This is a genomic window from Janthinobacterium breve (assembly GCF_051380895.1).
GTDB lineage: Bacteria > Pseudomonadota > Gammaproteobacteria > Burkholderiales > Burkholderiaceae_D > Janthinobacterium.
The window spans coordinates 1-23,555 of sequence record NZ_JBNYXY010000019.1; the positions used below are offsets into that span (position 1 = coordinate 1).

Here is a 23,555-nt window from a genome sequence, read left to right on the forward strand (position 1 = left end):
CATGGCGATCCAGCCGATGGAAAACTTCGGCATGGAATTCGTCGCCCTGTGGCAAAAAGACGAGTCGAACGCCACCGGTTCCTCGACCTGGACCTCGGTCGGCGTGCGTCCCGTGTACGCGTTCACCAACAACTTCAAGCTGGTGACGGAACTGGGCACGGATCGCGTGACGCAAGCGGGCGGCCTGCCGGCCAAGCGCCTGACCAAGCTGACCATCGCGCCGACGATCTCCGCCGGTCCTGGCCTGTGGTCGCGTCCCGAGCTGCGCGCTTTTGTTACCTACGGCAAATGGAACGATGCGGCTACCGCTTCGGTCAACGCGTCGAACAACTCCGGTCCTGTGTACAACAACAATACCAGCGGCACCTCCTATGGTTTCCAAGTGGAAACTTGGTTCTAAGTTTGCAGGCGTTGTCAGTCTAGATCAACCTGGCGCATCCTTCGCGGATGCGTTTTTGGCGCCGTCCCGTGATATAAATACAATGTAAGCATGTCATGGATCACGGCGCCGTCTTTTCACTGAAGATGATGCCCGTTTGCAAGCGGGTCTGAGCACAAGAGCGCCGGTACAGGCGCACTATCACCTTTTTCGGCCCCGTATGCCGAAGCCCCCTAAAAGCTTGATCAAAAAAGGAATGTGGAGATGAAACTGAAATTCAAGATTACCCAACTGGCCGCATTGACCACCCTGGCATTCGCTGGCAGCGCCTTTGCGACCGACGTGGAAGTGTTGCACTACTGGACCTCCGGCGGCGAAGCAAAGTCCGTGGGCCAGTTGCAGCAAATCGTGAAAGAAAGCGGCTTCGGCTGGAAAGACTTCGCCGTGGCTGGTGGCGCTGGCGAAAACGCCGCGACCGCACTGAAAACCCGCGTCATTTCCGGCAACCCGCCAACGGCCGCCCAGATCAAGGGTCCATCGATCCAGGAGTGGGGCGCGGAAGGCGTGCTGGCCAATATCGACGATGCCGCCATTCCAGGCAAATGGGATGCCGTGCTGCCGAAAGTGGTCGCCGACATCATGAAATACAAAGGTCACTACGTTGCCGCTCCCGTGAATGTCCACCGCGTCAACTGGATGTGGGTCAATCCGGAAGTGCTGAAAAAAGCCGGCGTGGCCACCACCCCGACCACCTGGCCCGCGTTCTTTGAAGCGGCCGAGAAGATCAAGCAATCGGGCGGCATCGCGATTGCCCATGGCGGCCAGCCATGGCAGGACGCCACCGTGTTTGAATCGGTCGCGCTGGGCGTGGGCGGCACCGAGTTCTATAAAAAGGCCATCCTCAAGCTGGACCAGAAGGAATTGACCGGCCCGACCATGCTCAAGGTGTTCGACACCCTGGGCAAGGTAAAGACCTACATCGACAAGGATGCGGCCGGCCGCGACTGGAACCTGGCCACCGCCATGGTTATCAACAACAAGGCCGGCTTCCAGTTCATGGGCGACTGGGCCAAGGGCGAGTTCACGGCCGCCGGCAAGGTGCCGGGCAAGGACTACCTGTGCGTGGCAGCTCCTGGCACGGACAAGGCCTACACCTTCAACATCGATTCGTTTGCCATGTTCACGCAAAAGGATGCGAATGCGAAGAAAGGGCAGATCGCCCTGGCCAATGCCATCATGAATCCGAAGTTCCAGTCGATCTTCAACCTGAACAAGGGTTCCATCCCCGTGCGTTCCGGCGTTTCCAAGGACAAGTTTGACGCTTGCGCCCTGAAATCGATGGAAGACATGGACGCCACCAACAAGACCGGCGGCCTGGTGCCATCGTTCGCCCACGGCATGGCGCTGCCATCGGCCACGCAAGGCGCCGTGACCGACGTCATCGCCAAGTTCATGAATACCAACATGAGCTCGAAAGACGCGGTTGCAGCATTGGCCAAAGCGGCAAAAGTGAAGTAATCACGACGGCGCCGGCATTCCCACCGGCGCCCGCTGCATTGCATGCATCGCAGGCGCCCGCCCTGGCGTTCGACCAGGCCGGCGCCACACGCAGTTCTCTCTACGGCTCTCCTATGTCCATACGCAAGCAATTCGACCGATGGATACCGCAGATGGTGCTGGGCCCCACGCTCATCGCCAGTCTGCTGTTCGTCTATGGTTTTATCTTTTTGACCGGTTGGCTGTCGCTGACCGAATCGCGGCTGATGCCGAACTACGAGTTCGCCGGCCTGGTGCAATACGTCGAGCTGTTCGACAATGAGCGCTGGTGGACCTCGCTCAAGAACCTCGGCATCTTTGGTGTCCTGTTCATCGGTTGCAGCATCGCCATCGGCCTGTTCCTGGCGATCCTGCTGGACCAGAAAATCCGCGCCGAAGGCGCGCTGCGCGCCATCTACCTGTATCCGATGGCGCTGTCCTTCATCGTCACCGGCACGGCCTGGAAATGGATGCTCAATCCCAGCCTGGGCCTGGAAAAGGTCATGCACGACTGGGGCTGGACGTCGTTCACCTTCGACTGGCTGGTGAATTCCGACATGGCCATCTACACGGTGGTGATCGCCGGCGTATGGCAGTCGTCGGGCTTTGTCATGGCCCTGTTCCTGGCCGGCCTGCGCGGCATCGATGATGAAATCATCAAGGCGGCGCAAGTCGATGGCGCGTCCTTGCCGACGATCTATTGGCGCATCGTGATTCCCGCCATGCGTCCCGTGTTCTTCAGCGTGCTGCTGATCCTCGCGCATATCGCCATCAAGAGCTTCGACCTGGTCATCGCATTGACGGCTGGCGGACCTGGCAACTCGTCGTCCGTGCCGGCCATCTTCATGTACCAGTTTTCCTTCACCCGCGGCCAGCTGGGCCTGGGCTCGGCATCGGCCATGATGATGCTGGCCACCATCGTGGCCGTGCTCGTGCCGCTGATGTACCTGGAAACGCGCAGCGCAAAGGCGATGAGATGACACACACTCCTACACGTAACAACAAACTCACCCTGGGACGGGTGGTGTTATACCTGCTGCTGATCCTGTTCGCGGTGTATTACATTGTTCCCCTGTACGTGACCCTGTCGACGTCGTTCAAGTCGCTCGACGAGATCCGCAGCGGCAACCTGCTGGCATTGCCGCACGTGTGGCAGTTCGATTCCTGGTCCAAGGCCTGGTCTTCCGCCTGCACGGGCGTCACTTGCGACGGCATGCAGCCGTTCTTCTGGAACTCGATCAAGATGGTGATTCCCGCCGTGCTGATCTCGACCTTCCTGGGCGCCTTCAACGGCTATGTGTTCGCGCACTGGCGCTTCCGCGGTTCGGAAATGCTGTTTGCCGCCTTGCTGGTGGGCTGCTTCATCCCATTCCAGGTGGTGATCCTGCCGATGGCGCGCCTGCTGGGCGAATTCGGCCTGGCCAATACCACCACGGGCCTCGTCTTCGTGCACGTGGTGTATGGCACGGCCTTCACGACCCTGTTCTTCCGTAACTACTACATTGGCGTGCCGGAAGAATTGATCAAGGCGGCGCGCATCGACGGCGCGGGCTTCTTCCTGATCTTTCGCAAGATCGTGCTGCCGATTTCGGGTCCGATTTTCGTCGTCTGCATCATCTGGCAGTTCACGCAGATCTGGAACGACTTCCTGTTCGGCATCGTCTTCGCCAGCGGCGATTCGCAGCCGATCACGGTGGGCTTGAACAACCTGGTCAACACGTCCACGGGCGTGAAGGAATACAACGTCAACATGGCGGCTGCGGTGATTGCCGCGCTGCCTACCCTGCTGGTCTATCTGGTCGCAGGCCGTTATTTTGTGCGCGGTCTGACCGCAGGCGCAGTCAAAGGTTAAGGAAATAATATGTCCAGTTTATCGATACGCGGTATCCGCAAGGTGTACACGAATGGCGTCGAAGTCCTCAAGGGCATCGACATCGAGATCAAGGATGGCCAGTTCCTGATCCTCGTCGGCGGCTCCGGCTCCGGCAAATCAACCCTGCTCAATATGGTGGCCGGCCTGGAAAGCGTCACCTCGGGCGAAATCCTCATCGACGGCAAGGTCGTCAACGAATTGCCGCCGAAGGACCGCGACATCGCCATGGTGTTCCAGTCCTACGCGCTGTATCCGTCGATGACGGTGCGCGAGAACATCGCCTTTGGCCTGAATGTGAAAAAAGTGCCGAAGGCGGAGCAGGAAGAAATCGTCGCCCGCGTCGCCGAAACCCTGCAGATCACGCACTTGCTGGATCGCCGCCCGGCGCAGCTGTCGGGCGGCCAGCGCCAGCGCGTGGCCATGGGCCGCGCCATCTCGCGCAAACCGTCGCTGTTCCTGTTCGACGAACCGCTGTCGAACCTGGACGCCAAGCTGCGCGTGGAAATGCGCGCCGAGATCAAGCTGCTGCACCAGCGCCTGAAGGCCACCATTGTCTACGTCACGCATGACCAGATCGAGGCGATGACCATGGGCGATTTGATCGCCGTCATGAAGGATGGGGTGGTGCAGCAACTGGGTACGCCGCAGGAAATCTACGACAATCCGGCGAATCTGTTCGTGGCCGGCTTCATCGGCTCGCCGTCGATGAACTTCGTCACCGTCAAGCCTGTCATCGAGGGTAACGAGGTGTTTGTCGCCATCGAGAATGCGGGCAAGAGCATGCGCCTGGCCTTGCCTTTCGACGCCGACAAGCTGCGCAGCTATGCGGGCCGCGACGTGATCCTGGGCGTGCGCCCGGAGCAGATCACGGACATGAGCAGCGCGCACGGCGACGTGGGCCAGGAACTGGGCTGCCTGATCGACCTGGTCGAGCCGACCGGCCCCGATACCTTGCTGACGACGCGTTTGAATGGCGCCGCCGTGACTTGCCGCACGCATCCGCGCGAAGCAGTACTGCCGGGGCAGACCATGCAGCTGTCGTTCAACTTGTCGAAGGCGGCCATGTTTGATCCGGCCAATGGCGAGCGCATCGCGTAAGCGGCACCTGCCATAGAAAACGGCCCGCTGGTCCAGGTGACAGGCGGGCCGTTGTTGTTTATACCGGCGGGTTTATCTTGCCAGCGATTTCTTGTACGCGATGGCGTAGCTGAGCTTGCCCGTTGGCGTGACCAGCTCGTCCAGCGCCCCCTGACTGAAGACGCCGGTCCAGCCCAGCGCTTGCGCCGTCTTGCCGCCGCTGACAATGTCCGTGGCTTTCAGGCCCGCCATTGCGGCCGATGCGGTCTGGATGGTGGCCAGGTAGCTGGCGACATCGCCCCTGTCGGTCCTTGCCAGGTCGACCCCGGCCTGTTGGCGCAGCCAGTCGGCCCAGTAGAATTCGAGGAATTCCGTGGCTTGCGCGGGCGGCGCATAAGCCACTTCGCGCGTGAAGTAGACGAGCGAGCGGTACGGGTCGTCCCCGAGCGCGCGCAAGCCGATGGCGGCTGGCAGTTGCTGCGGCGTGATGGCCTGGTTCCGGCCATTTTTCAGCCATACCTTGTTTTCTTCGCGCATGCGGGCCCAGAAGGCCGCTACGCTCAAGGCGCTGAAATTGTCGCTGACCTTGACCCAGACCTTCAATGGATGATTGCGCCCGCCATCGGCCTCCCAGAACGTGGAAAACGTGTGGTGGCCATCGGTCAGGTACACGCTGCCGCGCGGGCCGATGACGACGCTCTTCATGTCGCCCGGACGGCTGCCCACGGCCGCCTTGCAGCGGTAGCCGGCCGGCGGCGCGGCCAGGGTGGCGCCGGCTGCATTGGCCGTGCCGGGCAAGACGTCGCCCTGGCCATTGGCCTCGCACAGGTCGGAAAATTTCTTCGGCTTGGCAATGTCGGCGATGTGCTTTTCTTCTGCCGCATAGCGTCCCAGCTTGTAGTACACCTGGTCGTAGCCGATGGCCGGCTGGGTGGGATGCAGTTCATCGAGGCGCACCTGCAGGATGCGCGGATGGGCGGCGCTGCCCACGGCTGTCGCCATCAACGCCTGCTGGCGCGCGCTGAGCGCGGGTGCCGTGGCGACGGCCACATCCTTGGCCCACGCCGCATTGCTGAAAGAAAGAGCCAGCAGCAGGGCGCTGGCAGTGTGCGTGGTGTGCATGCGACTCTCCTTTATCGCTGGCGCCTCATTCCAGCAGCGCGCTGGGCACGCGCGGCGAGGACATCAGGTCGCGGAACGCTGCCCAGTGCTCGGCGCGCGTGGCGCCATGGCGCCCGACATAGGCTTTCGCCATGTCCTGGCCCAGGTTGTAATTGATGACATAAGCACCCATGGCATCGTAGAACTGCAGGCGCTGCGTGGATTTCTCGGCCGGGTACAGGCGTACGTTGATCAGCCATTCCAGCGCTTCTTCACGGCTCAGGCTGCTTTCGAGGTACTGACGCGCGATGTCGTTGTCGGCATAGCCGAGTTTGGCCAGCAGCGCGTTCAGCTGCGCGTAGCGGGGCGCCAGCGCAGGGTCGAGGCCAGCCAGCGGGTACAGCACCTGCTGTTCGAAAGCCAGCCGTTCTTCATCCGTAAAACTCAGTTCGATGCCGTAATTGGCCGTGCCTTCGGCGATCAGCGATTGCGGTGAATACAGCGGATAAATGCAGTATTCCATCCAGCCCTTGCCGCGCACCAGGTCGCGCTCTAACAGCACATTGTAGACGTGGTGGCCCGGATAGGCTTCGTGGCAGCCGAGGTCGACGGCGCGATCGATGTACACGGGCAAGTCAGTATTGATCTGGATCACGCTTTGGTAGTTGCCCTTATACCAGTTGTAGCCGCTCCACGGCTTGTCGCTGACGAATTCCAGTACAAAATCTTCGCCTTCGGGCAGGGCGATGTACTGCAAGGTGCGTTCGCGGCCCGCGCGGATGGCTGCATCCATCACGGCATGCAGCTTGTCGGCGGGAATGACGAGTTGCGCGCGCAAGGCGTTGACGCGCTCGCTGACGGTGCCGTCGCCTGGCAGCAGGGCGTCGATCTGCGTCACCAATTCTTCGTAGTATGCGCGGCTGTGGTGGGGCGAGACGGCATCGTACAAGCGCGCGCTTTCCGTATCGAAATCGAGACGTGTGCCTTGCAGCATCTCCGCGCGCGCCAGCACGGCATGCAGCTGCTTGCGCAGGTTGAGGGCGCGCAGGCAAGGTTCGTCGGCCAGCAGGGCCAGCGCCGCGTTTGCGCCATCCTTGATATCGCTCAAATCCTGTTGCTGTTCTGTCGCTTCTTGCTGCCATGCGGGCGGGCCGTAATAGGCGTCGACATACGAGGCATCGTGCTGGCCCATGGCGAGGACCAGCTTCACGTAGCGTTCGGCCACGCCGGCGAGGAGGGGAGAGGGGCTGTCGAGCTGCGTCATGGCGGCATGTTTCCTGGCGGTTGAACAGGCGCCTATTGTATAGCGCATCGGCGCGTAGGTGCGGCCCGCGCCCGCAACATCATTTCCTTATAATAATGAGAGAAATGCATCTTGATGTAGCTCAGTGAACCCGGTATTCGCGGCCTGCGTGCGCGGTTTTGGTAGCAAGATGGCGTGGTCTTCTTTTTATGCGTACATGTGATTTTCCCCTTGATTTTTCTTCGTTTATGGACGAATACGATGTACGGGATCCGGCACTACCTGACATCATCGGGCAGGGATTTGTATACAGAATGGCTAAAGCGGCAACGTGATAGCACGGCTAAAGTGGCCGTAGTCCGGCGCGTGTTGCGTTTGATGGCGGGCAACTTTGGCGACCACAAGTTCTGCCACGATGGCGTGTGGGAGTTGCGCATCGATGTGGGCGCCGGTTACCGTATTTGCTACGCCCTTGCCGGCGGGCAGATCATTTTATTGCTGTGCGGTGGCGCAAGCGCGTGGAGACAAGCGCACGCAGTCGAAAGATATCGAATACGTCTGTGCCTGCTGGCGCGACTGGAAGGAGAGAGGCCATGAAAGAGGACATGCAAGAGGACATGAAAGAGGTCATGAGCAAGCCAGCAAGAGACCGCTCGCATGACGAGGCGATGGCTGAGCTGTACCGCGACGATCCCGCTTTCGCCCTTGAATTGATCAACAATATCCTCGTCGATGGCGAGCATGGAGAACTCTTGACCGTGCTGCGCCAGTTGACGCGCGCCTTTGGCGGCGTGCCCGCCGTGGCGCAGGCGGCCAAGCTCAATCCTACCCAGCTGTACCGCACCTTGTCGCCTGAGGGCAATCCCTCCCTGAGCACCTTGGCGGCCATCCTCGATGCCATGGGCTTGCGCCTGGCGGTGGAACCCAGGCAGCCCGAACGTCCATTTCCCGCGCCGGCTGCCTGAGTCCGTCCTTTGGCTTAAAACTCCACGGGCCGTGCTTCGCGCATCGCTTGCGTCATGGCCAGGCCGATGCGCGTCGCTTCCGTCGCGTCGTGCAAGGTCAATGACAAGATGCGCCGGCCCAGCGCCGCATCCGTAAACTCCTGCGCCTCGATCAGAAAGGCGTCGGCGAAGCGGGCATAGAAGTCCGGCGTGCATTCATTGCGCACGCCGTGCGCATCCGAAATTTCCACGCGGTTCAGGCGCGGATTGCTGCCCACGGCCAGGCGGCCGCCCGTGCCGAACACTTCCGTCAGGGTTTCATGGCCATGCGCCATGGTGCGCGACGCCATGAAGCTGGCCATGCTGCCATCGGCAAACTCGACCGTGGCCAGGCCGTTGTCGACGTCGCCAAACGCCTGCAAGCCCGTGTGGATGGCATTCGTGCCGCTCGCATACACGCGTTTGGGCACGGGGTTGCCCAGCAGCCAGCGCGCCAGGTCGATATCGTGCACGCTGCAATCGAGGAAGATACCGCCGCTGGTGGGGGCGAAGCGCATGAAGGCGCCGCTGGGGTCGTTCTGGTCGCAGGTTTGCGAACGCACCAGATACGGCTTGCCGATGAAACCCTGGGCGATCTTTTGCTGCGCGTCATGGTAGCTGGCGTCGAAGCGGCGCACGAAGCCGATCATGACGGTCAGCTGCGGGTGGCGCGCCGCTTCCGCCTCCACCTTCAGGCAATCGGCCAGGTCCAGCGACAGCGGTTTTTCGCAAAACACGTGCTTGCCGGCGCGCAGGGCGGCGATGATCTGGTCAGCATGCAGCGAGGTGGGCGTGACGAGGAAGACGGCGTCCAGGCCCGGATGGGTCAGCAGGGCGTCGTAGTCGGCATAGCCGGTGGTGATGCCCAGTTGGCTGGCGGCCCAGTCCAGCTCGACTGGCACGGGGCTGCAGGCGGCCACGACTTCGGCGTTTGGCACGCGCTGCGCCAGGTTGATGGCGTGGCGCTGGCCCAGCCGGCCCAGGCCGACGATGCCGACTTTTAATGTTGGGGATGACATGGTGTCTCCAGATATTTTTATTATTGGTTTATAAAGTGACGACGCGCTGTTCGCGCCACGACAGGGTAGCGGCCTCGGCCAGTTCCAGCGCCTTCAAACCATCGTGGACGGTGGTGCGCAGCGGCGTGCCGTGGCTGAGGGCGTCAAAGAAATGCGCCATTTCCTGCGCGTAGGCCACGCGATAACGTTCCAGGAAGAAATCTTCCGGCTTGTCCACGCTGACATTGACGGCGCCATACGCAGTCACTTCCGTCGGCTTGTGGTTACCCGCCTGCAGCATGCCGGCGCTGCCCAGCACTTCGAAGCGCTGGTCGTAGCCATACGCGGCGCGGCGCGAGGCATTGATCTGGCACAAGCGTCCTTTCGCCGTGCGGATGGTGACGACGGCCGTGTCCAGGTCGCCCGCCTCACCGATGGCCGGGTCGACCAGGCAGCTGCCCGTGGCGTGCACGCTGACGGCTTCATCGTCGAGTATCCAGCGGAAGATGTCGAAATCGTGGATCAGCATATCCTTGAAGATGCCGCCCGACACCTTGATGTAGCTGACGGGTGGCGGGCCCGGATCGCGGCTGGTAACCACGAGCAACTCCGGCGTGCCGATTTCGCCCGCTTCGATGCGTGTCTTGACGGCATTGAAGGTGGGGTCGTAGCGGCGCTGGAAGCCCAGCATGCACATGACCCCGGCTTCCTTGACGGCCGCGGCGCAGGCGCGCGCCCGGTCGAGCGTCAAATCGACGGGCTTTTCGCAAAAGATGGCCTTGCCGGCGGCGGCCGAGCGCAGGATCAGGTCCGCGTGCGTGTCCGTGCTGGAGGCGATGACGACGGCCTTGATGGCCGGGTCGGCCAGCGCCGCTTCCACGGTGGCACTGCTGCCGCCATGCAGGCCAGCCAGGGCGGCGGCCGCTTCCTGGTTGACGTCGACCACGTACTTGAACTGCACGCCGGGTTGGGCAGCCAGGTTGGCCGCGTGGATTTTGCCGATGCGTCCGGCGCCGAACAACGCTACTTCAATCATCATGTTCTCCTGGGGTGTGGATTTCTTCGATGTCGAGCTCTAATTTGTATGCCAGCGCGATGAACAGCGCCTGGCACAGGCAGATGGTGCTGGTCAGCGAGCGAAAGGCGAAGGCGCTGCCCTCGGTGACGGTCAACAGCGCGTCGGCGGTCCGCGCGAGCGGGGCCAGCTTGCTGTCGGTAATCACCAGGACCTTGGCGCCCTTGTCTTGCGCCGCCTTGATGCACTGCTGGGTTTCCTTGCCGTAAGGCGAGAAACTGATGGCGATCGCCACATCGCGTTCGCGCACGCTGCGCATCTGTTCGCGGTGCATGCCGCCCAGTCCGCTAATCAGGTGCACGCGCTTGTCCGTATGTTCCAGCGCGTAGGCGATGTAGGAGGCGATCGGAAACGATCGGCGCACGCCGATCACATAGATATTGTCTGCTTTCAACAGCAGGTTGACGGCCGCTTCCAGCTGCGCATCGTCGAGGCCTGCGGCCAGGTCGTCGAGGCCGGCACGGCTGGCGCCGACGAATTCGCGCGTCAGGTCGCCTGCGCTGAGCGCCGCGTCGCGCGTGGAAATGAGCTTGCGGATGCGCTGCTGGTAGTCGGGCGTGGCGCCGGCCTGGTCCGTATAAGCCTGGCGGAATACATCTTGCATTTCGGAAAAGCCCGTGTAGCCGAAACGCTGCGCGAAGCGCACGATGGCCGATGGTTGCACGTCGCAAGCGGTGGCGATGTCGCTGATGCGCTCAAGCATCAGGCTGGCCCGGTGCTTTTCAATGTATTGGGCGATGACTTTTAACTGGCGCGACAGATTGTCGTACTCGGCGGCAATATGCTGCATCAGTTGTTCGATGGGGGCGGTGGCTGCCATGGTTTTTTCCTCTGTGTGCTTGCCGGGCCGCGTCATTGGTGCGGCTGGTTCTGGCGAGAATTATAGGAGTGAATCCAGAAAATAGAAATGATTTTCTATTTATATTTATTTTGAAAATTTTATTGCATTTGTCTTTTTTGTGGCCTAAGCTGTGCGCAGTGCATCGGGTTTTGCCGGTTTTCCGGTTCCCCGCTGACACGCGACAAAAGCTGGCAACTATAAAAATTAATCCTTCAAGGAGACATTCATGCAAAGCAATAAGCGTAAGGGATTTCTGAAGAGCCTGGCCATGCTGGGCCTCGGCCTGGGACTGGGTCTGGGCATGAGCGCCAGCCACGCGGCGGGCGAGAAATTCGTGTTGATCAGCCATGCGCCTGATTCCGATTCCTGGTGGAATACGATCAAAAATTCCGTCAAGCAAGCAGGCGAAGACTTCAATGTCACCGTCGACTACCGCAATCCGCCGAATGGCGACCTGGCCGACATGGCGCGCCTGGTCGAGCAATCGGCCGCCCGCAACTACGACGGCGTGATTGTCAGCATCGCCGACTTCAGCGTGCTGCAAAAACCGCTGGGCCTGGTGGCGGCGAAGAAAATCCCCTTCATCACGATTAATTCGGGCACCCTGGCGCAAAGCGAGCAGCTGGGCGCCGTGATGCACGTGGGCCAGCCTGAATACGAGGCAGGCAAGGGCGCCGGCGAAAAAGCCAAGGCGGCCGGCATCAAATCCTTCGTCTGCGTCAACCATTACGCGACGAACCCGTCGTCGTTCGAGCGTTGCCGCGGCTTTGCCGAAGCCATCGGCGTCGATTTCAAGGCCGCCACCCTGGATGCGGGCGAAGACCCGACCACCATCGAAAGCAAGTTGAGCGCCTACCTGCGCAACAACCCGAAAACCCAGGCCGTGCTGGCGCTGGGACCCACCTCGGCCCACGCCTCGCTGAAGGCGCTGGAAAAAATGGGCTTGAAGGGCAAGATGTGGTTCGCCACGTTCGACCTGTCCGATGAAATCTCGAAAGGCATCAAGGATGGCAGCATCCAGTTCGCCATCGACCAGCAACCCTACCTGCAAGGCTACATCCCCGTTGCCGTGCTGGCCATCATGAAGCAGGACAAGACCACGGACCTGGCCAAGATTCGCGAAAAGCTGATCAATAACGCCAAGTTCAAGGCGCGCCTGGCCGAGTATGGGCTGGCACCATCGTATGGCCCGCGCCATATCGGTTCCGGTCCCGGGTATGTCACCAAGGACAATATCGGCAAGGTGGAGAAATACGCCGGCCAGTTCCGTTAAGCCCCCGCTTTTCAATTCAATCAATACCTTAGTCGTTGTCCCCGCGCGCAGGCCATGCTTGCCGGCGCGCGGGTCCTGCCGCCCTGGAATTGTTGTCGAGGCTGGCAGGTTGCTATAAAACAAGGGAGACATAGCATGAGTACCGTGAAATTAAGCGTGGAACCGGGTGGCATGGCCGCCTCGGGCACGCCGCCGCAAAAGCAGGGCGCCGATGAGCGCGTGGGGCAGGTCAGCTGGCTCAAGCGGCTGTTCAGCCGTCCGGAATTCGCCTCGATCTCGGGTGCCATCCTGGTGTTCGCCTTCTTCATCCTGACGGCCGGCGACTCCGGCATGTTCAACCTCGACGGCGTGATCAACTGGGCGCAAGTGGCCGCCTACCTGGGCATCATCGCCATCGGCGCCTGCGTACTGATGATCGCCGGTGAATTCGACCTGTCGATCGGCTCCATGATCGGCTTTGCCGGCATGATGATCGCCATCCCTTCCGTCTACTTCCACTGGCCCGTGTGGGCCGCCATCCTGTTCGCCTTTGCCGGCTCGATGGCGCTGGGCTGGCTCAACGGCTACCTGGTCATCAAGACGCGCTTGCCTTCGTTTATCGTCACCCTGGCCTTTTTGTTCATCCTGCGCGGCCTGACCCTGGCGCTGTCCATCATGTTTGCCAACCGCACCATCGTCAGCGGCATCGGCGCGCTGGCCGCCGACGACTGGCTGGCCCTGACCCTGTTCCATGGCGAAGTGGGCACCTCGCTGTTCGCCTGGATGGCCAAGGCAGGCTGGATCACGGCGCTCGACAATGGCGCGCCGCTGGTCAAGGGCATCCCCAAGGTCATCGTCTGGTGGGCCGGCCTGGCGCTGGTATCCGGCTTCGTCCTGGCCCGCACCCGCATCGGCAACTGGATCTTCGCCGTCGGCGGTGACGCCAACGCGGCCAAGAACGTGGGCGTGCCCGTCAAAACCATCAAGGTATCGCTGTTTGTCTTCACCGCCTTCTGCGCCTGTTTGTTTGCCACGCTGCAAGTCTTTGACGTGGGATCGGCTGCTGCCGATCGTGGCATGCAAAAGGAATTCGAAGCCATCATCGCGGCCGTCATCGGCGGCGCCTTGCTGACGGGCGGCTACGGTTCCGTCGTCGGCGCCTGCTTCGGCGCGCTGATCTTTGGCGTGGTGCAGATCGGCATTACTTATACGAATATCAATTCGGACTGGTTCCGCGTCTTCCTCGGCGTCATGCTGCTGATCGCGGTACTGTTCAACAACTTTGTCCGTGCGCGTGTCACGGAAGCGAGATAAGCCATGAGCGAATACATCCTTGCGCTGGAAAACATCAGCAAACGTTTCGGCTCCGTCATCGCCCTGCAAAACGTCACCCTGCGCTTGAAACCGGGCGAAGTGCATTGCCTGCTGGGCGACAACGGCGCCGGCAAGTCGACCCTGATCAAGACCCTGGCCGGCGTGCACCGGCCCACCAGCGGCGACTACCTGGTCGATGGCAAGAGCGTCAGCTTCAATTCGCCGAAAGAGGCGCTCGACCTGGGCGTGGCTACCGTCTACCAGGACTTGGCGCTGGTGCCATTGCTGTCCGTGGCGCGCAATTTCTTCATGGGCCGCGAACCGATCAGGAAAATGTTTGGCGTGCTGCCCGTGATGGATATGGAGTACGCGGCCACCACGGCGCGCGACAAGCTGGCCGAAATGGGCATCATGGTGCGCGACCCGCACCAGGCCGTGGGCACCATGTCGGGCGGCGAGCGGCAATGCCTGGCGATTGCCCGCGCCATCCACTTTGGCGCCCGCGTGCTGATCCTCGACGAGCCGACGGCCGCGCTGGGCGTGAAGCAGTCGTTCAATGTGCTGAAACTGATTTACAAGGCGCGCGAACGGGGCTTGTCCGTGATCTTTATTACTCACAATGTGCACCACGCCTACCCCGTGGGCGACTCGTTCACCCTGTTGAACCGGGGCAAGTCGCTGGGCACTTACACCAAGGAAACTGTTTCCAAGGATGAAGTACTCGACATGATGGCGGGCGGTGCGGAAATGCAAACGCTGATGGCTGAACTCGACGGTGTCACGATTTAAGGATAACCATGAATAACCCGACACAATTTGCCCAGGGCCGCGCGCTCGACGTGATTTGCCTGGGCCGCCTGGCGGTGGACCTGTACGCGCAGCAAATCGGCAGCCCGCTGGAAGACGCGACGAGTTTCGCCAAGTACCTGGGCGGCTCGTCGGCGAATATCGCCTTCGGCACGGCCCGCCTGGGCTTGAAATCGGCCATGCTGTCGAAAGTGGGCGACGACCACATGGGCCGATTCTTGACCGATACCTTGTCGAAAGAGGGCTGCGACGTCAGTCACGTTGGCATCGACCGCGAGAGGCTCACCGCCCTCGTCATGCTGGGCATCAAGGATAAAAACACTTTCCCCCTGATTTTCTACCGCGACAATTGCGCCGACATGGCCATCGACCTGGCGTCGGTGGATGCGGCCTTCATTGCCTCAAGCAAAGCGCTGTTGATCACCGGCACGCATTTTTCCACGGCTGCCATGCACGCCGTCAGCATGCAGGCCCTCAAATTGGCGCGTGCCAATAAGGTGCGCACCGTGCTCGACATCGACTACCGGCCCGTGCTGTGGGGCTTGTCGGGCAAGGCGGACGGCGAAACGCGTTTCGTCTCGAACGACGGCGTGACCAGCCACCTGCAAGCGATCCTGCCGCAGTTCGACCTGATCGTCGGCACGGAAGAGGAATTCATGATTGCCGGCGGCGGTGCCGATATCATGGCCAGCTTATGCGCCGTGCGGGCCGCCACCCTGGCGACCCTGGTCGTCAAGCGGGGCCCGCTGGGCAGCGCCGTCATCGACGCGACCATCCCGCACAGTCTCGACGCCGCGTATAACTACCGTGGCGTGCGCGTGGATGTGCTAAACGTGCTGGGCGCAGGCGACGCCTTTCTGTCCGGCTTCCTGAAAGGCTGGCTGCGCGGCGAAGATTACGAAGCGTGCTGCCGCTACGCGAATGGTTGCGGCGCGCTGGTCGTGTCGCGCCACGGCTGTGCGCCGGCCATGCCGTCGCCCGTCGAGCTAGACTATTTCCTGGCCAATGCGGCAAAGCTGACGCAGCCGGACCAGGACGCCACCTTGTCCCGCTTGCACCGCACGACAGTGGCGCGCAAGCAATGGGATGAATTGTGCGTGTTTGCCTTCGACCACCGCACGCAATTCTTTGAGCTGGCGCAACAAACGGGCGCGTCCGAATCGCGTATCTCAGCCTTGAAGCAATTGATGGTGCAAGCCGTGGCGCAGACGGAAACGGCCTTGCAGTTGTCCGGCAAGACGGGCGTGCTGATCGATGGCCGTTATGGCGTCGACGCGCTCAACGATGCGACAGGGCGCGGCTGGTGGATAGGGCGTCCCGTGGAATTGCCGGGATCGAACCCGCTGCAATTCGACTGGGGCCGCTCCATCGGTTCGCATTTGCTCAGCTGGCCGAAGGAACACGTGATCAAATGTCTGGTGCAGCTGCACCCGGACGATGCCGTGGAAAACCGGCTGGAACAGGAAGCGCAGATCAAGGCCCTGTATGACGCGGCGCAAGTGAGCGGTCACGAACTGTTGCTGGAAGTCATACCGTCGGAATCCCTGCCGCAGGGCGACGATACCGTCTTGCGCGCCGTCAAGCGCCTGTACAACCTGGGCATCTATCCGGAATGGTGGAAGCTGGAAAGCATGTCGGCCCAGCAATGGCAAGCCATCGATGCCCTCGTGCACGAGCGCGATCCGTATTGCCGTGGCGTGGTCTTGCTGGGCTTGAACGCGCCGATTGCTGCCCTGGCCGCCAGCTTCGAAGAAGCCAGTGCCAGCACGACCTGCCGCGGCTTCATGGTAGGCCGCACCATCTTCCAGGAACCGAGCCGCCGCTGGCTGGCCGGCGACCTTGACGATGCGGCCCTGATCGCCGCCGTGCGCGCCAACTTCGAACAGCTCATTAGTTTGTGGCAACGCACGCGCAAGCACCTGGAGCGTGCAGCATGAGCGCCACAATACGTTTGACCATGGCGCAGGCGCTGGTGCGCTATCTGTCGGCATTGCGTACCGAGGATGGCGAGGGTGGCTTGACTCCTCTGTTCGGCGGCGCCTTTGCCATCTTTGGCCACGGCAATGTGGCGGGCTTGGGCGAAGCGCTGTACCAGTACCGCGACAGCTTTCCCACCTATCGCGCACACAATGAACAGGCGATGGCGCACTCGGCCATTGCCTACGCGAAAGCCCACATGCGCCGGCGCATGATGGCCGTCAGCAGTTCCATTGGTCCCGGTGCCACCAATTTGCTGACAGCCGCCGCGCTGGCGCACGTGAACCGCTTGCCCGTGCTCTTGCTGCCGGGCGACGTATTTGTGTCGCGCGCACCGGACCCGGTGCTGCAGCAGCTGGAAGATGCCAGCGACGGCAGCGTCTCGGTCAACGATGCATTCAAGCCGCTGTCGCGTTATTTTGACCGCATTATCTATCCGGAACAGTTGCTCACGGCCTTGCCACGCGCCATAGCCGCCTTGACGGACCCGGCCACCTGCGGCCCCGTGACCTTGTCCCTGCCGCAAGACGTGCAAACCATGGCGTATGACTATCCGGCCGATTTTTTCGAACCGCGCATCGTGCGTTTCCGCGCCGTGCCGCCGGTGGAATCCGAACTGGAAGAAGCGGCGCTACTATTGAAAAATGCGAAACAGCCGCTGATCGTGGCCGGTGGCGGCGTGCTGTACGGCAAGGCCAGCGCCGCCTTGCAGGCGTTTGCCGAGCGGCACGGCATTCCCGTGGCGGAAACCCAGGCGGGCAAGAGTGCCTTGCCATGGGACCATCCTTTGCAGCTGGGCGCCATCGGCGTGACGGGCTCGTCCGCCGCGAACGCGCTGGCGGCGGAAGCGGACGTGGTGCTGGCCATCGGCACGCGCTTGCAGGATTTCACCACCGGCTCAAACTCCCTGTTTGCGCAAGCGCAACTGGTCAGTCTGAACGTGAATGCCTTTGACGCCTTGAAACGCCGTGGCCTGGGCTTGCAGGCGGACGCGACACTCGGCTTGCAGGCACTGTCGCCGCTGTTGGGCAGCTGGAACAGCGCGGGACTATGGCTGGACCGGGCACAGCAGGCGGGCCACGCCTGGCGCAACACGGTGGCGGCGATTACGGGCCAGCGCGAGGTGGCCGGCTTGCCCTACGACGGCGAAGTCATCGGCGCCGTGCAGCGTTCATCCAGGGACTCCACCACCCGCGACATCGTCGTCTGCGCGGCCGGGACCTTGCCGGCCGAACTGCACAAGCTGTGGCGTACCAGTACGCCGGGCGGCTACCACATGGAATACGGCTATTCGTGCATGGGCTATGAAATCGCCGGCGGCCTGGGCGTCAAGATGGCCAAGCCGGAATCGGAGGTGATCGTCATGGTGGGCGATGGCAGCTATCTGATGATGAATTCGGAAATTGCCACCTCCGTCATGCTGGACAAGAAACTCATCATCGTCGTGCTCGATAACCGCGGCTATGGCTGCATCAACCGCCTGCAGCAGGCATGTGGCAATGCCTCGTTCAATAATATGTTGCCCGATAGCGCCCCCGTGATCGACTTTGCCCTGCACGCGCAGTCGCTGGGCGCGCTCTCCGAACACGTGGGCAATATCGCCGAACTGGAGCAAGCCATGCTGCGCGCCCGGGCAGCTTCCCGCACGTATCTGATCTGCATCAATACGGACGACACGCGCACGACCGAAGAGGGTGGTTGCTGGTGGGAAGTGGCCGTGCCCGAAGTGTCGACGCAACCCGGCGTGCAGCTTGCCCGCGCCCGTTATGAAACCGATCGCCTGAAACAAAGGAACTGAGATGAACACTTGGAATGTCAAGATCGGCATCAACCCGATCTCGTGGATGAACGACGATTTGCCGAGCCTGGGCGGCGAAACGCCGCTGGAGACGGCCTTGAAAGAGGGCGCCGAGATCGGCTATGTAGGTTTCGAGCTGGGCAACAAGTTTCCCAAGGATGCCCCGGCCCTGAACGCCGTGCTGGGCAAGTATGGCCTGGCATGTATTTCCGGCTGGTATTCGGGCCGCCTGGCGCACCGGTCGGTGGAAGAAGAGATCGCCTCCGTGGCATCGCATCTGCGCCTGCTGGCAGACAGCGGCGCCAGCGTCATGGTCTACGGCGAAGTGGCCGACGCCATCCAGGGCGAAGCCCGCCCCCTGTACAAACGCCCGCGTTTCCAGACCCAGCAGCAATGGCAGGCCTATGCGGACAAATTGACGGCGTTTGCCGCCCACCTGCTGGCGCACGGCGTGCGTCTGGCCTACCACCACCACATGGGCGCCTACGTGGAAACCCCGGCTGACGTGGATCAACTGATGGCCTTGACGGGGCCGGAAGTGGGCTTGCTGTTTGATACGGGTCATATCACGTTTGCCGGTGGCGATGCGCTGGCCGTCCTGAACAAGCATATCGAACGCATCTGCCACGTGCATTGCAAGGATGTGCGCCCCAACGTGGTGAAACTGGCCCGCAATGGCCACTGGAGTTTCTTGCAGGCCGTCATCAATGGCGCCTTCAGCGTGCCCGGCGATGGCAGCATCGACTTTCCGGCGATCCTGACGCGCCTGTATCTGCACGGCTATGAGGGCTGGCTGGTGGTGGAAGCGGAGCAAGACCCGGCCGTCGCGCCCAGCTATGCCTACGCGAAGATGGGCCACGATTACCTGGCTCACCTCGTCGATGCCATTCCCCGCCTGGGCCGGGAGGCGGCATGAGCCCGCTGCTGGTCAAGGCCCGGCCTGGTTCCACCATCGTGGAAGTCACGCCCGAGTCGGCCGGCTGGACGCATGTGGGCTTTGCCGCCCACCGCCTGGCGGCTGGCGAGCACATCAGCCTGGAGACGGGCAGCCGCGAACTGTGCATCGTCGTGCTGACGGGCACGGTCACCGTCCAGGCGGGCGATCAAGCCTGGGAAGCCATCGGCAATCGCCAGAGCGTCTTCGAGGAGCGTTCGCCGTATGCCGTGTATGTTCCACTGGAAACACAGGTCAGCATCACGGCCGTGAGCGCTGCGGAAGTGGCCCTGTGCAGCGCCCCAGCCACCACGCATCGCCCGGCGCGCCTGATCGAACCGGCCAGCATGACGCGTTCCGTGCGCGGCAAGGGTGCGAATACCCGCTATGTGTGCGACATCCTGCCGCAAACGGCCGAGGCCGACGGCTTGCTGGTGGTGGAAGTGGTGACGCCGTCCGGCCATTCATCGAGCTATCCGCCGCATAAACACGACAGCGACAATATTCCTCTGGAAAGTTCGCTGGAAGAAACGTATTACCACCGCCTCAATCCGGAGCAGGGCTTTGCGTATCAAAGAGTCTACACGGATGACCGTTTCATCGACGAAGCCATGGCCGTGGAAAACCACGACGTGGTGATGGTGCCCAGGGGCTACCACCCCGTGACCGTGCCGTATGGCTACGATGGCTATTACCTGAACGTGATGGCCGGCCCGAAACGCGTGTGGCATTTTAAAAACGACCCGGCCCATGAGTGGCTGATGAATACCAAATAATCGAGGATCCCGCTATGACAACGCAACAGATCGGCCACTTTATTGGTGGCAACCCCATGGCTTCGCGCTCCGAGCGTACGACCGACGTCTTCAATCCCGCCACAGGCGCGGTCACGGCGAAGGTGTCGCTGGCCACGCCAAGCGAGCTGAACGCGGCCGTGGCCGCCGCCCACGCGGCCTTTCCCGCCTGGTCGCAAACCTCGCCCCTGCGCCGCGCACGCGTCATGTTCAAGTTCAAGGAATTGCTGGAAGAACATGCGGATCAATTGGCGGCCCTGATCACGGCCGAGCACGGCAAGGTGTTTACGGACGCGAAAGGGGAAGTGACGCGCGGCATCGAAGTGGTGGAGTTTGCCTGCGGCATCCCGCAAATGATGAAGGGCGAGTACAGCGAACAGGTGGCTGGCGGCATCGACGCCTGGTCGATCCGCCAGGCGCTCGGTGTCTGCGTCGGCATCACGCCATTTAATTTTCCCGTGATGGTGCCCATGTGGATGTTCCCCATGGCGATTGCCTGCGGCAATACATTCGTATTAAAACCGTCCGAGCGCGACCCGTCGGCCAGCCTGCTGCTGGCGCAGTTGTTGACGGACGCGGGCTTGCCTGACGGCGTCTTCAATGTGGTGCAGGGCGACAAGGAAGCCGTGGACGGCTTGCTGCACCACCCGGACGTGCGTGCCGTCAGTTTTGTCGGCTCTACGCCGATCGCCGAATACATTTATGCCACCGGCTGCGCGCAGGGCAAGCGCGTGCAGGCGCTGGGTGGCGCCAAGAATCACATGGTCGTCATGCCCGACGCGGACATTGCGCAAACGGTGGATGCCCTGATGGGCGCCGCCTTCGGCTCGGCCGGCGAGCGCTGCATGGCCATTTCTGTCGTTGTGGCCGTCGGCAATGTGGCCGATCAACTGGTGGAAGCGCTGGTGCCCCGCATCGCCGCCTTGAAGATCACGCAAGGCATGGATTTGAAGGCCGAGATGGGCCCCGTGGTGACGCAAGTGCACAAGGATAAAATTACCGGCTACATCGCCACCGGCGTCAAGGAAGGCGCCAAGCTGATCTGTGATGGGCGCGGTTTCGTCTTGCCCGGCCATGAAAACGGCTTTTTCCTCGGCGGCAGCCTGTTCGACCATGTGACGCCCGAAATGACGATCTACAAGGAAGAAATTTTCGGCCCCGTGCTGTGCATCGTGCGCGTGCCTGATTTCGCCACCGCGCTGGAGCTGGTCAACGCCCACGAATATGGCAATGGCACGGCGATTTACACGCGCGATGGCAACACGGCGCGCGAATACACGCATCGGGTGCAGGTGGGGATGGTGGGCGTCAACGTACCGATCCCCGTGCCGATGGCCTTCCATAGCTTCGGCGGCTGGAAGCGCAGCCTGTTCGGTGACCACCATGCGCATGGCCCGGAATCCGTGCGTTTCTACACGAAACAGAAGGCCGTCACGCAGCGCTGGCCCGCGTCCACGGCCGCCGGCGCCGAATTTGCCATGCCGACCCTCAAGTAAAACGCAAAACCAGCTGGTTCGTTTCTTGCTTACTGCAATGGTTAATTGTTTAGCCATTGCAGATTGCTCCCATGACGTCCAGCCGTACCCAGCCTTTGCGCATCGTTGTCGTCAACACCATTGTCGAGCACGGTGTGCACGAGAATGCGGCATTGGCTGCCCAAGTGCTGCGCGGCAATGCCTTGCGCATCGGCTTGCTGGAATCGGGCTTTGACATCGTCGCCTCGCTGCCAGCCGACCTCTACCTTCCCGAGCGCATTGCGCAACTGCAGCCCGACCTCATCATCATCGATGCCGAATCGGATGCGCGCGATGTGCTTGAGCACATCGTCATCGCCACGCGCGACGAGCGCCGTCCCATCGTCTTGTTTACCGAAGACGGCGCCACGGCCAGCATCGACGCGGCCATGGCGGCCGGCGTGTCCGCCTATATCGTCGCCGGTTTGCAGGCCGAGCGTATCTTGCCTGTGCTGAACGTGGCGCTGGCGCGCTTCCGCCAGGAAGAAAAATTGCGCGCCGAATTGCTCGACACGCGACACAAGCTGCTCGAACGCAAGGTGATCGAGCGGGCCAAGGGCTTGTTGATGACGCATCAGGGCTTGACGGAAGAGCAGGCTTACCAGCGGCTGCGCAGCATGGCGATGAATAAAAAGCTGAAACTGGCGGAAATTGCCCAGCGCATCCTTGACGTGGAGGACTTGCTGGGATGAAGCGTCCATTTCCTGATACATGCTGGTGCAGCGCACCATTCCGGTGCACTTTCTGGCGCCTTGAGCAGGATGTGCACGGGCACGGTCCTTGCTGCTGGACGGGGAGAGCCTTGCCCATGGTGGCGCGGAAAAACAGTACTTATCAGCAAGGAATGGTATGACAGAGCAAGTGGGCAAAGAGGCAGGGCATAGCGCCCAGGTGATGCGGTCCCTGCATCCGGAAAAAACAACGATACGCATTGGTTACTTGCCGCTGACCGATTGCGCCTCGCTGGTGATGGCCTCCAAGCTGGGCCTGGATGAAAAATACGGCATCAAGATCGAACTGAGCCGGGAGATGTCGTGGGCCGGCGTGCGCGACAAATTGAACAATGGCGAACTCGACGCTGCCCACGTGTTGTACGGTCTCGTGTATGGCGTGCAGATGGGCATCGGCGGGCAACAGCACGACTTGGCCGTATTGATGAACCTCAATCACAGCGGCCAGGCCGTCACCCTGTCGGCGGCGCTGGCACGCGAGGGCGCCCACGATGGCCCCACACTGGCGCGGCACATGCGCGGCGCGGCGCGGCCGTTTGCGTTTGCGCATACTTTCCCGACCGGCAACCACGCGATGCTGCTGCAATACTGGCTGGCCGCGCATGGCATCGATCCGCTGCGCGACGCGCGCGTGATGACGGTGCCGCCGTCGCAGATGGTGGCGGCCTTGCGCGCAGGCCAGATGGATGGCTTTTGCGCGGGCGAACCGTGGGGTTACAAGGCCATCGTCGATGGCGTGGGCGTGACGGCCACCACCAGTGGCGCCATCTGGCCCGACCATCCGGGCAAGGTGCTGGGCACCAGCGCCGCGTTTGCGCGCCAGCATCCGAATACCTGCCGCGCCCTCATCGCCGCCGTGCTTGAGGCGGGGCGCTGGATCGACGCCAGCGACGCCAACCGGCGGGCCATGGCGGCTACCCTGGCCGAGCCCGCTTATCTGAATACGCCGCAGGAAATGCTGACGCCGCGCATCCTCGGTCACTACCAGGATGGCCTGGGCAAGACCTGGGACGAGGCGCACGGTTTGAAGTTCTACGCCGAGGGCGCCGTGAATTTCCCCTTCCTGTCCGACGGCATGTGGTTCATGACCCAGCACCGGCGCTGGGGCTTGCTGCGCGATGAACCCGATTACCTGGCAGTGGCAAGGCAAGTCAACTGCATCGAGCTGTACCGCCAGGCGGCGGAGATGACGGCTACCCCCGTACCGCCATCCCCCATGCGCAGTGCTACCCTGTGCGACGGCGTGGTATGGGACGGCAGCGCGCCGGAAGCGTATGCGGCGTCGTTTGCCATCGGCCATTGTTTTTGACTGAATTTCTGACTGGAGA

General features: G+C 61.9%; 22 protein-coding genes. 17 read left to right on the forward strand and 5 right to left on the reverse strand.

Annotated features, from left to right (window positions below):
- The 5 genes from ACQ4W0_RS28695 to ACQ4W0_RS28715 form a co-directional block, all read left to right on the forward strand.
- On the forward strand, nucleotides 1-400 hold a 400-nt coding region (locus ACQ4W0_RS28695; RefSeq protein WP_436579827.1), incomplete at its 5' end, for a carbohydrate porin.
- Between the two features lie 243 nt (nucleotides 401-643).
- Nucleotides 644-1,897 carry an ABC transporter substrate-binding protein gene (locus ACQ4W0_RS28700; protein ID WP_436579828.1) on the forward strand — a complete coding sequence of 418 codons (1,254 nt, stop codon included), beginning with the start codon at nucleotides 644-646 and terminating at the stop codon, nucleotides 1,895-1,897.
- Between the two features lie 113 nt (nucleotides 1,898-2,010).
- Entirely contained in the window at nucleotides 2,011-2,895 is an 885-nt protein-coding gene (locus ACQ4W0_RS28705; protein WP_071077887.1) for a carbohydrate ABC transporter permease, read from the forward strand.
- Nucleotides 2,892-3,767: a carbohydrate ABC transporter permease gene (locus tag ACQ4W0_RS28710; RefSeq protein WP_071077886.1), complete on the forward strand. Its 876-nt coding sequence runs from the start codon at nucleotides 2,892-2,894 to the stop codon at nucleotides 3,765-3,767. The genes ACQ4W0_RS28705 and ACQ4W0_RS28710 overlap by 4 nt, the downstream gene beginning before the upstream one ends.
- Before the next feature lie 9 nt (nucleotides 3,768-3,776).
- Nucleotides 3,777-4,886: an ABC transporter ATP-binding protein gene (locus tag ACQ4W0_RS28715; RefSeq protein WP_436579829.1), complete on the forward strand. Its 1,110-nt coding sequence runs from the start codon at nucleotides 3,777-3,779 to the stop codon at nucleotides 4,884-4,886.
- A 72-nt stretch (nucleotides 4,887-4,958) separates the two neighbouring features.
- On the opposite strand, the gene ACQ4W0_RS28720 is transcribed toward ACQ4W0_RS28715, so the two are convergent.
- Nucleotides 4,959-5,987: a ParB/Srx family N-terminal domain-containing protein gene (locus ACQ4W0_RS28720; protein ID WP_436579830.1), complete on the reverse strand. Its 1,029-nt coding sequence runs from the start codon at nucleotides 5,985-5,987 to the stop codon at nucleotides 4,959-4,961.
- 25 nt (nucleotides 5,988-6,012) lie between these two features.
- A complete protein-coding gene (locus ACQ4W0_RS28725) occupies nucleotides 6,013-7,230 on the reverse strand; it encodes a hypothetical protein (RefSeq protein ID WP_436579831.1) in 1,218 nt (405 codons plus the stop codon).
- 174 nt (nucleotides 7,231-7,404) lie between these two features.
- Between ACQ4W0_RS28725 and ACQ4W0_RS28730 the strand changes: the two genes are divergently transcribed.
- Nucleotides 7,405-7,806, forward strand: coding sequence for a type II toxin-antitoxin system RelE/ParE family toxin (locus ACQ4W0_RS28730; protein ID WP_436579832.1), 402 nt, complete (start codon nucleotides 7,405-7,407; stop codon nucleotides 7,804-7,806).
- Nucleotides 7,803-8,174, forward strand: coding sequence for a helix-turn-helix domain-containing transcriptional regulator (locus tag ACQ4W0_RS28735; RefSeq protein ID WP_436579833.1), 372 nt, complete (start codon nucleotides 7,803-7,805; stop codon nucleotides 8,172-8,174). The genes ACQ4W0_RS28730 and ACQ4W0_RS28735 overlap by 4 nt, the downstream gene beginning before the upstream one ends.
- 14 nt (nucleotides 8,175-8,188) lie before the next feature.
- Here the strand turns inward: ACQ4W0_RS28735 and ACQ4W0_RS28740 are convergent, their stop codons facing one another.
- The 3 genes from ACQ4W0_RS28740 to ACQ4W0_RS28750 are packed head-to-tail and all read right to left on the reverse strand — an operon-like array spanning nucleotide 8,189 to nucleotide 11,085.
- Entirely contained in the window at nucleotides 8,189-9,211 is a 1,023-nt protein-coding gene (locus ACQ4W0_RS28740) for a Gfo/Idh/MocA family oxidoreductase (protein WP_436579834.1), read from the reverse strand.
- A 28-nt stretch (nucleotides 9,212-9,239) separates the two neighbouring features.
- Complete coding sequence (iolG, locus tag ACQ4W0_RS28745) at nucleotides 9,240-10,226, reverse strand: inositol 2-dehydrogenase (RefSeq protein ID WP_436579857.1); 987 nt, start codon at nucleotides 10,224-10,226, stop codon at nucleotides 9,240-9,242.
- Nucleotides 10,219-11,085, reverse strand: a complete 867-nt coding sequence (locus tag ACQ4W0_RS28750) for a MurR/RpiR family transcriptional regulator (protein ID WP_289948774.1) — start codon at nucleotides 11,083-11,085, stop codon at nucleotides 10,219-10,221. The genes iolG and ACQ4W0_RS28750 overlap by 8 nt, the downstream gene beginning before the upstream one ends.
- Before the next feature lie 289 nt (nucleotides 11,086-11,374).
- Here ACQ4W0_RS28750 and ACQ4W0_RS28755 point away from each other — a divergent pair, with 289 nt between their 5' ends.
- The 10 genes from ACQ4W0_RS28755 to ACQ4W0_RS28800 all read left to right on the forward strand — a co-directional run bounded on the left by ACQ4W0_RS28755 (nucleotide 11,375) and on the right by ACQ4W0_RS28800 (nucleotide 23,536).
- Nucleotides 11,375-12,379, forward strand: a complete 1,005-nt coding sequence (locus ACQ4W0_RS28755) for a sugar ABC transporter substrate-binding protein (protein ID WP_495542779.1) — start codon at nucleotides 11,375-11,377, stop codon at nucleotides 12,377-12,379.
- A gap of 171 nt (nucleotides 12,380-12,550) precedes the next feature.
- Nucleotides 12,551-13,672, forward strand: coding sequence for an ABC transporter permease (locus ACQ4W0_RS28760; RefSeq protein WP_101484474.1), 1,122 nt, complete (start codon nucleotides 12,551-12,553; stop codon nucleotides 13,670-13,672).
- A gap of 3 nt (nucleotides 13,673-13,675) precedes the next feature.
- Entirely contained in the window at nucleotides 13,676-14,461 is a 786-nt protein-coding gene (locus tag ACQ4W0_RS28765) for an ATP-binding cassette domain-containing protein (RefSeq protein ID WP_436523842.1), read from the forward strand.
- Between the two features lie 8 nt (nucleotides 14,462-14,469).
- A complete protein-coding gene (locus ACQ4W0_RS28770; protein WP_436579836.1) occupies nucleotides 14,470-16,416 on the forward strand; it encodes a bifunctional 5-dehydro-2-deoxygluconokinase/5-dehydro-2-deoxyphosphogluconate aldolase in 1,947 nt (648 codons plus the stop codon).
- On the forward strand, nucleotides 16,413-18,254 hold the full coding sequence (gene iolD, locus ACQ4W0_RS28775; RefSeq protein ID WP_436579837.1) for a 3D-(3,5/4)-trihydroxycyclohexane-1,2-dione acylhydrolase (decyclizing): 1,842 nt from the start codon (nucleotides 16,413-16,415) through the stop codon (nucleotides 18,252-18,254). The genes ACQ4W0_RS28770 and iolD overlap by 4 nt, the downstream gene beginning before the upstream one ends.
- A 1-nt stretch (nucleotide 18,255) precedes the next feature.
- Nucleotides 18,256-19,170, forward strand: coding sequence for a myo-inosose-2 dehydratase (gene iolE, locus ACQ4W0_RS28780; RefSeq protein ID WP_436579838.1), 915 nt, complete (start codon nucleotides 18,256-18,258; stop codon nucleotides 19,168-19,170).
- Nucleotides 19,167-19,964 (forward strand): 5-deoxy-glucuronate isomerase, encoded by a 798-nt coding sequence (gene iolB / locus ACQ4W0_RS28785; protein ID WP_436579839.1) that lies wholly within the window; start codon nucleotides 19,167-19,169, stop codon nucleotides 19,962-19,964. The genes iolE and iolB overlap by 4 nt, the downstream gene beginning before the upstream one ends.
- 14 nt (nucleotides 19,965-19,978) lie before the next feature.
- Nucleotides 19,979-21,478, forward strand: coding sequence for a CoA-acylating methylmalonate-semialdehyde dehydrogenase (locus ACQ4W0_RS28790; RefSeq protein WP_436579840.1), 1,500 nt, complete (start codon nucleotides 19,979-19,981; stop codon nucleotides 21,476-21,478).
- A gap of 71 nt (nucleotides 21,479-21,549) precedes the next feature.
- Entirely contained in the window at nucleotides 21,550-22,188 is a 639-nt protein-coding gene (locus ACQ4W0_RS28795; RefSeq protein ID WP_426072990.1) for an ANTAR domain-containing response regulator, read from the forward strand.
- Nucleotides 22,189-22,345: 157 nt separating this feature from the next.
- Nucleotides 22,346-23,536: a CmpA/NrtA family ABC transporter substrate-binding protein gene (locus ACQ4W0_RS28800; protein ID WP_436579841.1), complete on the forward strand. Its 1,191-nt coding sequence runs from the start codon at nucleotides 22,346-22,348 to the stop codon at nucleotides 23,534-23,536.
- The last annotated feature ends 19 nt before the right edge of the window (nucleotides 23,537-23,555 follow it).